The sequence below is a fragment of the Bradyrhizobium sp. SZCCHNR2028 genome (genome assembly GCF_032380995.1).
GTDB lineage: Bacteria > Pseudomonadota > Alphaproteobacteria > Rhizobiales > Xanthobacteraceae > Bradyrhizobium.
The window spans coordinates 274,668-287,765 of record NZ_JAUHJF010000001.1; the positions used below are offsets into that span (position 1 = coordinate 274,668).

Genomic DNA, 13,098 nt, shown 5'->3' on the forward strand with positions numbered 1-13,098 from the left:
GTGGCGGCCGCGACGCGCGCGGCCGCAGTCCGGCGCTCAGCCGGCCACGAAAGCGAGCAGAGTGCCGGTGGCCGACGCGGGCGGAACGATCAGGCTCGCGCCACTGCGCACGGCTGCCGCGTCCAGAACCTTTTCGGTGGCGGTCAGATCGTGTGAGGCCAGCACCAGGCCTGCGCCGCCCCGCTCCGGCAGGCCGGCAAGCGACACACCCGGATAGCGCGCTGCGAGCTGGTCCCTGGTCAGGAATACGAAATCGGCGCGGTCACCGCCCGAGGTGACGGTCACGGCGCCGTCGGCTTCGTCTCGGCCGTCGCGATCGATCAGGCGCGACAGGTGAGCCGCGTCCTTGGCCGGGTCCGGCGTCACGATCAGCGCCTGCTTCAGTTGCTTGGCGGCGTTGGCATGGCGCATCAGTTCCGGGATCCAGACCGTCTCGCGCGTCTTGTGCTGGCAGGCGAAAATGCGCAGGCCGCCCGGAGCCTCCGCGACCGGCCATTGAAACACGCGGAATTTCGCGGCCGAGATGCTGCCGTCGGGCAGGGGCACCGGACGCTCGAAGTCGATGGGACCAATCGGCTCGAAGCCCTTCGCGCGAATTTCCTCTGCGCCGGCCGCGGAATCAATCGCCGTGAAGGCGATGCGCTCGATGCCTTCGCCGCGCTGGGCGAGGAAGTTGCGGGTCGGAACGTTATGGTCGGTCTCGGCGAGGATGCCGAGCAGCTCGATGTAGTCCGGATCGAGCATGATGGTGTAATTGCCGGATCCCATCTTGGCGCTGTGCGTGCCGCGCGGAGACAGCGTAAAACCCAACCGCTTCCAGGTATCCGCCGCCGCGTCGAGATCCTTCACCACGACGACCGCGTGATCGATACCGATGACATTCTTGAGAGCCACGCGTTTGTCTCCTTGCCGCGAACTTGGCATATTGGCGGCCGAACTATGCCCAATCGACCCATGCACCGCAACCGGCGCATGCCGGGTGCCGGGCGCAAGGCAAGATCGACCTCCGGGATGTTGGTCGATCAGCAAGGATGAGCTGTCCTCCATGAGCATGACCGCAGAAAACGTTCAATGGCCGCCGTCCTTGTGGGCCGCACAGACCCCGCCTGGCCCTGATCTGCCCGTGCTACAGGGCAGCTTGCAGGCCGATGTCGTGATCATCGGCGGCGGCTTCACCGGCTTGTCGACGGCGCTGCATCTGCGCGAGGCCGGCGTCGATGTCGCGATCGTCGAGGCGATGGAGCCGGGCTGGGGCGCATCCGGCCGGAACAACGGTCAGGTCATTCCGACGCTGTCACGTCCCGATCCTGACGATCTCGTCGCGCGTCATGGCGCCGCGGGCGAGCGCTTCGTGGCGATGTTACGCGACAGCGCGTCCAGTCTGTTCGATACCGTGAGACGGTACAACATCGACGCCGAGCATGAGCAGGCCGGCTGGGTCCAGCCGGTGCATACGCCCGGCCGCATCAAGATCGCCGAGCGCAGGTTCAAGCAGTGGTCGAAGTTCGGCGCGCCGGTCGAGCTGCTGTCGCGCGATCAGGCGCGAGACATGCTCGGCTCGGACGCCTGGCATGGCGGCTTCTGGAACAAGACCGGCGGCCACATCAATCCGCTCGCGCTGGCGCGTGGCTTGGCGCGGACGGTGCTGAACCTGGGAGGCCGGATCTATGCGCGCTCGCCGGTGATCGATTTCGCCCGGCGGGGGGATCGCTGGATCGTGCGCACCGCACGAGGGGAGCTGTCGGCGCGCGCGCTGGTGCTGGCGAGCAATGCCTATAGCGGCGAGTTCTCCAAGGCGCTCGCACCGGATATCGCGCACGAGGTGATGCCGGTGCTGTCGTGGCAGATGGCGACGCAGCCGCTGTCGGACAATGTGCGGAAGACCGTCATCCCGGCGCGGCAGGCGATGTCCGATACCCATGGCGAACTCTATTTTGCGCGTTACGACGCCCGCAACCGACTGGTCACCGGCGGCGCCGTGATCGGCCCCGGCAATAAGGCCGAGCGGCTGAAGGCGCGGATCGCCGAACGCCTGCAGCGCCTGTGGCCGCCGATCGGCGAGGTCAGGTTCGACTACGTCTGGAACGGCTATGTCGGCATGACCACGGACTACATGCCGCGGATTCATCGCCTCGGTCCTGATGCCTATGGCTGGACCGGCTGCAACGGCCGGGCGGTCGCGCTCACGATCCCCCTCGGTGCGGAGCTTGCGAAAGCGGTGCGCGGCGTGTCGGCGAACGAGCTGGCGCTGCCATTCACGGAGCCGGTCACCATTCCGGCGCACGCCCTGCTGCGTCCGTTTGCGCCGCTGATGCTGCTCTTGTACCGATACCGTGACGCGCGCGAGATCAGCTAAGAGGTGGGATGTTCGGTCCGGGCGAAGTCGCCGCCCGGAATGGCCTCGAGCAGAGCCTGCGTATACGGATGCTGCGGGTTGCCGAACACGTCGTGCGTGGGTCCATGCTCGACGACGACGCCGTCCTTCATCACCGCGACCAGATCGCAGATCTGGGCTGCAACGCGCAAGTCATGCGTGATGAAGATGATCGACAGGTCGAGCCGCTCGCGCAGGCTGGTCAGCAGCTTCAACACCTGCGCCTGGACGGAGACGTCGAGCGCGGACACCGGTTCGTCCGCGACCAGCACCTTGGGCCTCAGTGCCAGCGCGCGCGCCAGCCCGATGCGCTGACGCTGACCTCCGGAGAACTCATGCGGGAAGCGGTCGGCGGCGGACGGGTCGAGCCCCACCAGGCTGAACAGCTCGCGCGCCTCGGTCAGTGCCTGGTCTCGCGCGGTGCCGTGCACGATCGGTCCCTGCGCCACCAGCTCGACCGCCTTGCGCCGGGGATTCAGCGAGGCGAACGGGTCCTGAAACACCATCTGCATCTGCCGGGTCCGGCTTCTGACCTCGCTGCGCGAGAGGCGAGCCCAGTCCTGACCGTCGAGCAGGATCGTTCCTGCATCGGGATCGATGAGGCGGATGATGCAGCGGGCGAGGGTGGATTTTCCGGAGCCCGACTCGCCGACAATGCCGAGCGTTGCGCCCTTTGGCAGTGCGAGCGAGACGTCCCTGACCGCATGGGTGACGCGCTCGCCGCGGCCGAGGAAGCCACCAGTGCGATAGGTCTTCGAGACGCCGGAGATGGTGAGGATCATCCGGTCCGACAGCTCGCGTGCCGGGGGCGCCGCCACGGGCGGCACCGCGGCAATCAGTTGCCTGGTGTAGTCATGCTGCGGTCGTTGCAGGACATCCGCCGCCGCGCCCTGTTCGACGACGCTGCCATGCTGCATCACGACGACGCGGTCGGCGATCTCGGCGACGACACCGAAGTCGTGGGTGATGAACAGCACCGCGGTCTTGCGCCGCTGCTGCAGCTCCCGGATCAGCTTGAGGATCTGCGCCTGCGTCGTGACATCGAGCGCCGTGGTCGGCTCGTCGGCGACCAGCAGCTTCGGATCGAGCGCCAAGGCCATGGCGATCATCGCGCGCTGGCGTTGGCCGCCGGACAACTCGTGCGGATACGCCTTCGCCGCGCGCGGCGGATCGGGAATATGGACGTCGGACAACAGGGACAGCACGCGCGACCTGATCTCGGCCTTGGAGAGATCGGTATGGATGTCGAAGACCTCGCCGATCTGGTCGCCGATCGTGCGCAACGGATTGAGCGCGGTCATCGGCTCCTGGAACACCATCGCGATCTCGGCGCCGCGAATGCTGCGCATCTCGGCCGCCGTGGCGGTGCAGAGATCGCGCCCGGTAAACAGGATGCGTCCGCCATCCGTGCCTACACTGTCGGGCAGCAGCCGCATGATGGCGTTGGCCATCATCGACTTGCCGGAGCCGGATTCGCCGACGATGCAGACGATCTCGTTTTCGGCGATCGCAAGCGAGACCTCGGAGATGGCATGCGTGCGGTCGGCGCCTTTCGGCAGACGAACGCTGAGGCGATCCACGGTCAGAACGGGCTGTGCTGGACTCATCGCTGCTTCAGCCGCGGGTTCAGTGCATCGTTGAGGCCCTGGCCGACCAGCGACACCGCAAGCACGGTGATGAGGATGGCAACGCCGGGGATCGCCGACACGTACCACTGCACGCGCAGCACATCGCGCCCGAGACCGATCAGGTTGCCCCAGGAGGCGACGTTGGCGTCGGACAGCCGCAGGAAGGCGAGTGCACTCTCCAGGAGGATCGCGACCGCCATCACGACGCCGGCATAGACGATCACCGGGGGCAGCGCGTTGGGCAGGATCTCGCCCAGGATCAGCTGGGTGTCGCGCATGCCGAGCGTGCGGCCGGCCTGGACGAATTCGCGGCCGCGCAGCGACAGGAACTCCGCCCGGGTCAGCCGCGCCGGCGCGGGCCACGACACGATGCCAACCGCGATCGTGACAGTCGTCAAGGTCGAGCCGAACACCGCCACCAGTACCAGCAGCAGCACGAAGTTCGGCAGCGTCTGGAAGGCCTCGGTGATGCGCATCAGGATGTTGTCGACCCATCCGCCGTAGTAGCCCGCGAGCGCGCCGACCATGACGCCGATCGCCACGGCAATCAACGTCGCGACGCCGCCGATCAGGAGCGAGATGCGGGCGCCATGAAAGATCTGGGCGGCAATGTCGCGGCCGGAATTGTCGGTGCCGAGCAGGAAGCGCGGATTGGCGAACGGCCAGATCAGCGGACGCCCGGCGAGCGCGAGCGGATCGCGCGGATAGAGATAGCCGGCGCTGATCGCCATGCCCACCACCACAAGAAGCAGGATCAGGCCGAACACCGCGGAGGGACTGCGGAAATAGCGTTTCACGGCGTCCATGCTCAGTTCTCCGCCGTGATGCGCGGGTCGAGCCGCGCATAGAGCAGATCGGTGATGAAGTTGACCGCAATCACCAGGAGCGCGGAGACGAACACGATGCCGAGCAGGGTGTTGAGATCGCGCTGGACCACCGATTCATAGGCAAGGCGTCCGAGGCCAGGCAGCGAGAACACGGTCTCGACGACGACGGAGCCGCCGAGCATCGTCCCCGCCTGCAGCCCGATCAGCGTGACCATCGGCAGCAGCGCGTTGCGCAGAACGTGGCGGGTGATGATGCGGGTCTCGTCGAGGCCCTTGGCACGTGCGGTGCGGACGAAATCGAGGTTCTGGACCTCGAGCATGGATGCGCGCATGATGCGCAGATAGATGGCCAGGAAGATCAGGCCGAGCGTCAAGGACGGCAACACCAGGTGGCGGGCGATGTCGAGCACGCGCCAGAGGCCGTTCGTGACCGCGCCGATATCCTCGAAGCCGCCGGCTGGCAGCCACTGCAGGTAGATCGAGAACACGACGATGGCCATCAGACCAAACCAGAACGACGGGGTCGCGTAGAAGATCAACCCCACGGTGGAGATCAGCGTGTCGGGCCACCGGTTGACGTCGCGCGCAGCGATCACCCCGAAGACAAGACCGAAGAAAAAGGCAAAGGACAGGGACGAAGTCATCAACAGCAGGGTCGGCGGCAGCCGCTCCAGGATCACGGCGGCGACGGGCTTGCCGTAGATCGCGGAGAATCCGAGATCGAGGCGCACCAGCCGCCACAGGTAATTGGCCAGCTGCATCGGGACCGACAGATCCAGCCCATAGAAGCGGCGCAACTCGCGGGCAGTCGCAGCATCGCCGCCGCCCATCTGGGCCATCATCGCGTCGACCGTGTCGCCCGGCGCGAGTTGCAGCAGGAGAAAGACGCCGATCAGGATCAGGAACAGGGTGGGGATCGAGGCGGCGAGCCGCCGCCCCGCAAGGCTCAAGATGCGCATGGCCTTATCCTGACGGATTCCGGCTCAGGCGGAAAGCCACAGATCGTGCCAGCTCGACGATCCCCAGCGCGGCGTGTTCGAGTGGTTGCGCGCCTTGGCCGTGATCACGGTGACGAAGATCTGCTCGATCGGCATCCACACCGGCAGCTCGGTATTGGCCTCGCGCACGAAATCGGCATAGAGCGCCTTGCGCTTGGCCGGATCGACCTCGGTCGCCGCGTCATCGATGATCTTGTCGATCTTGGCGTTGTCCCACCCCCACTGGTTGGTCCACGGCGCGCCCTTGGGCTGCCCGGAGCGGTACCAGACCGTGGTCGAGACGGCCGGATCGTTGCGATACTGGTGCCAGCCGGTCGCGAGGTCGAAGGCGTGCTCGTCATAGACCTGCTTCAGGAAACCGCCGCCATCGTTGCGCACGATCTCGATCGCGATGCCGACCTCGCCCAGCGATTGCTGGAGGAAGGTCGACCACAGCGAGATGTCCTCGCCCCATGGCGCGGGCAGCAGCCGCAGCGAGAAGCGGCTGCCACCGGCGCCGGGCTTGTAGCCGGCTTCGTCCAAGAGCGCTGCCGCCTTGGCCTTGTCGTAGGGATATTGCGGCGTATTGGCGCCGGGGTAGAAATCGGTCGAGGTCGACGGGATCGGGCCGGTGCCCAGCTTGGCGAAATCGCCGAGGAAGTTCTCGATGAAGAAGGGAACGTTGATCGCATGCGCGATGGCACGGCGGACCCTGACATCCGCCAGCTCCTTGCGGCGGACGTTGAACTCGAGCGTGTTGGTGCGCGCGTTGCCCTCGTTGCCCTTCGTCGAGACGATGAAGCGCTTGTCCTTGCCGAGCCGCGCCATGTCGGAGATGGTCAGGCCAGAGAACGGGCTGTAGTGCAACTCGCCGGCCTCCATCTGCGCGGCTGCGGCGGCGCGGTCGGTGATCACTTTCCACACGATGCGATCGAGGTAGGGCGCGTTCGGCCGCCAATAATCGGTGTTGCGCTCGGCCATGATGTATTGCCCGCGCTCGTACTTCACGAACTTGAACGGACCGGTGCCGATGGGGGCGAGGTTGGCGGGGTTCTGCCGGATGTCGCCGCTCTCATAGATGTGCTTGGCCGAGACGTAGCCGAGATCGGGTAGCGCGCGCAGGAGCAGGTTGAGCGGCATCGGCCGCTCGTAGCGGAAGATCGCGGTCTGCGGATCCGGCGTGTCGACCGCTGTCAGGAACAGCTGCAAGGTCGATCCGTAGTTGAGGATCTTCTTCCACATGTTCATCGCGGTGAAGGCGACGTCCTCCGACGTGAACGGCTTGCCGTCATGCCAGGTGATGCCCTTGCGCAGCTTGAAAGTGACGGTCTTGCCATCCGGCGTTGCCTCCCAGCTCTCGGCCAGCACGCCGACCGGCTGGCCGTTGGCATCGAGGTCGACGAGGTTCTCCTGGATCTTGCCTCCGATGATGTAGACGCCGGTCGATGCCTGGAGGCTCGGGTTGAGCTGGCGCTGCTCGGCGCCGTAGTGCACGTTGAATACGCCGCCTTTGCGCGGGGTCTCCTGGGCGAAGGCCCGGAATGGATTGACCACGTTCGCGGCGATGGCGGCGGAGGTCAGGAGGGCGGTCCGGCGGCTGATCTCGAAACGGCTCGAATTCATCAAGGTCTCCCGAAGGCCAAGCGGGGACGCTGGCCGATGGTGCAATCGCGCTGAAGATTACGCGGATCGCGGGTCCAAGTCATTTGCGAATTGCGATGCAGATCTGCGGCATTCTCGGCCGGTCCATGCAGCCGGCGGCATCGTGGCATACATTGCTCGTATACAAACGAATGGGAGAAGGTCTTCGCCGACAAGACCCTGAATGTGGTGGGGATTGCCGGCTGCCACGGAGCGACCGGAGGCAACTTTGACGTGGCGCCAATAGATCGCGCTATCTCAGATCGACGTCAGGGGAGCTCCTTCGATCGGCAGCCGCAGCTCGAACGCAACACCGTTGTCGCCCGGCCGCAGCGAGATCTCGCCGGCATGGCTTGCCATGATGGCGCGCACGATCGACAGCCCCATGCCGGTACCGCCGCTGTCGCGCCGGGTCGTGAAGAAGGCATCGAAGATGCGGTCGCGGTTCTCCGGCGAGATCGGATCGCCGTCATTGCTGGCGATGACGATCAGCATCTCCTTGCTCTCCTCGGCCTCGAGGCGGATGCGCCGGGCGCCATGCCGGACGGCGTTGTCGACGAGATGCGTGAGCACGATCAGCACGGTCTCGTTCGGGAGCGTGGTGCTGCGCTCGACCGGGCCGGACGTCTCGATGACGGTCGAGGGGAAACGCGCTCGCAGCGTGCTGACGGCCTCGGCTATGCTACCGGCCTCGACCGTCGACACCGTCTCCGCCCGTGCCAGCTCGCGCAAGCGTTGGGCCAGCGCCGCGAGGCGGTCGGCGTCGCCAAGGATGTTGGTGAGGAATTTCTCCTGCTCGGCGCGTGTCAAGGTCTCGGAAGGGCTGGCCAGAGAGTCGAGCAGCAGCTCGGCTGCGCCCTTGATCGAGGTCAGCGGCGATTTGAGCTCGTGCGTCAGATGCGCGGAAAAGCTCCGGATGTAGTTGGAGCGTTGGGCCAGTTGCTCGGCCATGGCGAAGAAGTGCTCGGCGAGCTCGGCGAAGTCGCGGGTGCCGTAATGGGCGAGCGGACGGAAACCCGCGGGATCGTTGCGTCCGATCCTGCCGGCGCGATCGACCAGCTCGCGCATCGGCCGTGTGATCGTGCGTGCCACGATGAGGCCAACCAGCAGCGTCGTGAGGACGATGGCGGAGCCTGCGGCAACGAACTTGCCGCGCTCTTGATAAAGATGCTCGAAGATGTTGCGGGGCGTGCGCGAGGTATAGATGACCCCGGCGACGTGATCGTCGACGATCACGGGCATGGCCGAGAACACATGGACACCGACGCCGCGGCTGATCGAATAGATCGGTGGCGGCGTCTTGTCCGGAATGCGAATGCGGAGCGCGGCGCTGTAGCGTCCCTTCAGGGCGGCAGCCACCTCGTCGATATGGGCGAGTGACTTGCCCATTTCATCGCGGCCGGCGATCACGACGCCTTGCGGATCGAGCACACGGAATCCGGCCAAGGTGACCTTCTGCGTCTCCCTGACGATCGGAAGCAGCCGCGCGCCAATCGCGACATAGGCGGGATCCGCAGGATGGATCGCGTCGCGGGCGTCCGGGCGGCGGACGAACAGATCGTTGGCCAGCAGATCGAGTAGGGGACGGATGGGTGTCACCTCGTCTGCGGAATCGGGGCGTGCCTCGGGCGGGATTTCGGCGCCGAGCGGAAGGCCAGCGGCAAGGCGCGCGGACACCTCCTCGGCAAAGACCGCCGCGAGCACACGGCTCTGCGCGATCAGCTCTGCCTGTGTCTGACGGATCAGCTGGTTGTCGTAGATGCGAAAGAAGAACAGCCCGACCAGGGGCAGGGTGGCGACCAGCGCCAGCACGCTGAAGACGATCTGTCCCAGCGACGGCCGCCATTTCGCCTTGGGCTTGGGCGCGATCATGAGGCGCCGCAGCGGCCGAGCCGGAAGCCCACGCCATGGACGGTCTCGATCGCGTCGTCGCAATGCGCGGCTGCGAGCTTCGCTCTGATGTTGCGGATGTGGCTGTCGATCGTTCGGTCGGAGACCTGGATGTTGAGCTGATAGGCGGCGGTCATGATCTGCTCGCGACTGAAAACGACTGCAGGACGCGTCATCAGCGTGCGCAGGATGCTGAACTCCAGCGCTGTGAGCGTCAGCGGCGTATCGCCGAAGCGCGCCAGATGCTGCTGCGAGTCGAGACGAAGCCTGCCGTGCGCCAGCTCCTCCGGTTCGAGCGTACGATCCGCAGCACCGGAGTTGACCCGACGGAGAATGACGTTGACGCGGGCAACCAGCTCGCGCGGGCTGAACGGCTTGGTCACGTAGTCGTCGCCGCCGATCTCGAGCCCGAGAATGCGGTCGATCTCCTCGTCGCGCGCCGACAGGAACAGGATCGGCACCTGCGAGGTCCGGCGGATGCGCCGGCAGACTTCGAGCCCGTCGAACTCCGGCATGCCGACGTCGAGCACGATGAGGTCGGGCCGGTCCTCGGCGAACCTGACCAGCGCGGCCCGACCGTCGGCCGCCTCCGTCACCGCCATGCCGGCCTTGCTCACGGCGACACGCAGGACCTCGCGGATATGCGCGTCATCGTCGACAATGAGGATTCGGGGGGACACGGCCAGGGCTCCGCGGCGAGGCATCAACTGGGATTCTGCGTTAGAGGATGTCTATCGAGATAGCGCTGCAAGCGCCAGCCGCGAAAACTCCAGGATCGCCACGACGCCATTTCGGCCACCTGCTGGTCCAGCAGCCGGTCGTGGATCCGGGGCAGACCGGCGTCCTGCGGCAACAGCAACATGGCCCGCCGCACGGCCGGCAGGGCTTGGGTACCGAGGCTGGAAAGATAGTCCCTATCGATGGCGGACCCGCTGCGTCCTGCCTCACGGCTGTTGGTCACGTTGTAGTCGGCGATCAGCCCGTTGAAATTGACCAGCGCGCAGCCGTAGAGCGTCGCCGCGAGCGCAAGCAGGTTCATGCGCACGAGCCATGCATTGGGCTTCTCCAGAATGATCCGCGCCATGATCAGGATCAGTCCCACGGCGACCAGCGCCATCCATATCAGAGCCGCGATGCGCCACTGCGTCAGGAGATAGCTCTCGATATAGATGTGGACCCGCTGAATCGAGGATACGACCAGCATCACGTTCTGTCCGACCCAGAGATAGACGAGCGGGCGGATGAGCCGCGACCCCTCCTGTCCCGAGCGGACGGCGGCGATGACAAAGGCGGCCGCCAGAAGTGCCGTAGCGATCAGCGGGTAGGCGCCTCGGTGGGCGTAGGTCGCGTAAGTCATTCCGTTGGGAAGCGCCGCATGTCCCCACAGATAGACGCCATCCAGGGCGGTCTGGATCGCAAACAGCAGGTTGAACAGAATCAAGGAGCGGACGACGGTCTGCTGGTTGAGGAGGGGGCTGACGACCGACGGCGCCTGGTCGTCGCCATCGAGATCGATCGGAGGACGTTGCGTCTTGCCTCGTTGGCGCCAGCGCAAGTTGATGAATGGCCAGATCAGGGACACCATCAGGAGCCAGAAGATGGGACGGCCTACGCTCAGGCTCGACGCAATGTGCTGAGGATGCAGTTCGTCGAGCCATTGCTCGATGACGGGATTGGCTGCCGCGAACAGGAGAATGAAGACGAGGCTGAGGGCGAGGGGGATGCTCCAGGTCAGCACGATGCGTGTAAAATCGTTGGCACGAAGCGTGGCCAAAGTATCGGGGATCAGTTGGAACGGTCCGATCAGAAGAAGTTGCCGTGCTGCGCTCAGCGGCACGAGAAGTCCTTCGGCGGCCGGATCGGTCGACAGGGCGACGGCCGATATCGTCCCGAGGACGACGATCAATACCGACAACGTCGTCAGGTCCTCGATCGCGGGCAACAGGCCTGCAACGAGGACGATATTCGCAAGAATCGCGCGCGGGCGGTGGATCCGGTCGTGATTGGCGAGGAGGCTGGCTGCGAAGAGCGCTGCCGCAAAGATCGGGAAGGAGAGGCCTAGCGTCTGGTCGTAAAGCAGGATGTCGGCGAGCCCGAGCAGGCCGATCGCGATGATGAACTTGTGCCACATGGACTCAGATGCCTCTGGGGAAGCCGTCAGCTCGGCGGAGCCATTCATTGAAGTAGTCCTTGGTTGAGTCACGACTCGGTCGGCAGCGCCCGCCGATGAAGCGAGCATGACCCCCGCGCGTGCAGCGGTGCCGGAGACGGTCTGCAGCATTTCAGGATTTGTTTGCAGATTTCGTGCAGACGCGATTCCACATCTGGCGCAGGGGAAGCGTGATTGTTACGCAATGGTCGTCTTTCCCTGGGATGATCGGCTGCACACATGCTCGGACGTATCAGGACCGCGGTTCTCTGGCTTCTTGCTCTGCTCTTCATTTTCGTCACGCTGAACAGCAACGAGCCCTATCTGGTTCGGCTGCGGGGCAGTGGCCACGCAGCCCTGCTTCTCATAGGACTTGCCGTTCCGCTGCTACTGATGCTCGGCGGTCGGTGGCGGCGGGATGCCGCCGGACGCGCGCTCGTCGTGGCATGGTGTGTTCCGCTGATCATGCTGACGTCGACGCAGTTCATGTTTGCTTGGCGCAAGTACGAGACGTTCCGCACGCCCCCGGACGTGGCGCATCTGCTCGGCCGGCATTTCATCGTCGGCTACACGGCCGTGGACGACGCCGCCGCGCTGGCGCGACAGGGATTGATCGCGGGCGTCTATGTGACACACCACAACGTACGTGGCCGGACCGAGCCTCAATTGCGCGCCGAGATCGCGCGATTGCAGGCCGAGCGCCGGAGCGCCGGGCTGTCGCCCCTGCTGGTTGCGGCGGATCAGGAGGGAGGCACTGTCGCACACCTGTCTCCGACCCTGCCGAACATGCCCGGCCTCGCGACGCTGGCCGATCTGCCGGCCTCTCGCCGCGCGCAGGATGCGTTCGCGATGGGACGTACCCAAGGTGAGGCGCTCGCGGCTGCGGGCATCACCTTCAATCTGGCTCCTGTCGTCGACCTTCGCCCGAGCTGGACGCGCAACCGACTGGACTTCCACACCTTGATCGGCCGGCGCGCGATCTCCAACGATCCCACGGTGGTCGGCGACATCGCGCTTGGTTATGTCCGCGGCCTGGAAGCAAGCGGTGTTCGCGCGGCGGTGAAGCACTTCCCTGGCCTCGGGCGCGTCGCGGCGGACACGCATCACTTCTCGGCACAGCTCGACACGGCAGTCGATGTGTTGGAACAGTCGGATTGGCGGCCGTTCCGACAAGTGCTGCAGGGCTCGCACGCGGCAATGATGGTCGGTCACGTGATGGTCGATGCGATCGATCCAGAACGGCCTGCCTCACATTCCAAGGCCGTGCTCGATGGCCTCATTCGCGGCCGCTGGAACTATCAGGGCGTGATCGTGACGGATGATCTGGTCATGGGGGCGGTCTATGGCAATGATCTGTGCAAAGCCGTTGTGGAAGCGCTCAATGGCGGCGCCGATCTCTTGCTGGTGGCCTATGACGGGACCCAGTTCCATCGCGTGCTTGCTTGCGCCAAGGAAGCTCTGGCGGAAGGACGCATCGATCTCGATGCACTCCGGAGGAGCGATGAGCGGCTGAAGCGCTGGAGGCCTGAGGACAATCCGTCCGAGCCTTCGACCATCTCGACGGTTCGGGTGGAAGGCGTGCGTCGGAATGTCGTCGACTGACTCGCAGCAG

General features: G+C 65.5%; 10 protein-coding genes. 2 read left to right on the top strand and 8 right to left on the bottom strand.

Annotated elements, in window-relative coordinates:
- Positions 1-36 precede the first annotated feature (36 nt).
- Entirely contained in the window at positions 37-894 is an 858-nt protein-coding gene (locus QX121_RS01275; protein ID WP_315775302.1) for a VOC family protein, read from the bottom strand.
- A 151-nt stretch (positions 895-1,045) separates the two neighbouring features.
- Between QX121_RS01275 and QX121_RS01280 the strand changes: the two genes are divergently transcribed.
- Positions 1,046-2,356, top strand: coding sequence for an NAD(P)/FAD-dependent oxidoreductase (locus tag QX121_RS01280; protein ID WP_315810959.1), 1,311 nt, complete (start codon positions 1,046-1,048; stop codon positions 2,354-2,356).
- On the opposite strand, the gene QX121_RS01285 is transcribed toward QX121_RS01280, so the two are convergent.
- From QX121_RS01285 to QX121_RS01315, 7 genes are all read right to left on the bottom strand, one after another.
- Positions 2,353-3,981, bottom strand: coding sequence for an ABC transporter ATP-binding protein (locus QX121_RS01285; protein WP_315810960.1), 1,629 nt, complete (start codon positions 3,979-3,981; stop codon positions 2,353-2,355). The genes QX121_RS01280 and QX121_RS01285 overlap by 4 nt on opposite strands.
- Entirely contained in the window at positions 3,978-4,808 is an 831-nt protein-coding gene (locus QX121_RS01290; RefSeq protein ID WP_315738080.1) for an ABC transporter permease, read from the bottom strand. The genes QX121_RS01285 and QX121_RS01290 overlap by 4 nt, the downstream gene beginning before the upstream one ends.
- A gap of 2 nt (positions 4,809-4,810) precedes the next feature.
- Positions 4,811-5,788 carry an ABC transporter permease gene (locus QX121_RS01295; protein WP_315756600.1) on the bottom strand — a complete coding sequence of 326 codons (978 nt, stop codon included), beginning with the start codon at positions 5,786-5,788 and terminating at the stop codon, positions 4,811-4,813.
- A 24-nt stretch (positions 5,789-5,812) separates the two neighbouring features.
- Positions 5,813-7,429, bottom strand: coding sequence for an ABC transporter substrate-binding protein (locus tag QX121_RS01300; protein WP_315810961.1), 1,617 nt, complete (start codon positions 7,427-7,429; stop codon positions 5,813-5,815).
- A 276-nt stretch (positions 7,430-7,705) separates the two neighbouring features.
- Entirely contained in the window at positions 7,706-9,319 is a 1,614-nt protein-coding gene (locus tag QX121_RS01305; protein ID WP_315810962.1) for an ATP-binding protein, read from the bottom strand.
- The gene (locus QX121_RS01310; protein ID WP_315738076.1) at positions 9,316-10,017 is read right to left on the bottom strand and encodes a response regulator transcription factor; all 702 of its coding nucleotides are present in this window, start codon (positions 10,015-10,017) and stop codon (positions 9,316-9,318) included. Before QX121_RS01310 ends, QX121_RS01305 begins: the two co-directional genes overlap by 4 nt.
- Before the next feature lie 23 nt (positions 10,018-10,040).
- Complete coding sequence (locus tag QX121_RS01315) at positions 10,041-11,618, bottom strand: DUF4173 domain-containing protein (RefSeq protein WP_315810963.1); 1,578 nt, start codon at positions 11,616-11,618, stop codon at positions 10,041-10,043.
- Between the two features lie 108 nt (positions 11,619-11,726).
- Between QX121_RS01315 and QX121_RS01320 the strand changes: the two genes are divergently transcribed.
- The gene (locus tag QX121_RS01320) at positions 11,727-13,088 is read left to right on the top strand and encodes a glycoside hydrolase family 3 N-terminal domain-containing protein (RefSeq protein WP_315774907.1); all 1,362 of its coding nucleotides are present in this window, start codon (positions 11,727-11,729) and stop codon (positions 13,086-13,088) included.
- The last annotated feature ends 10 nt before the right edge of the window (positions 13,089-13,098 follow it).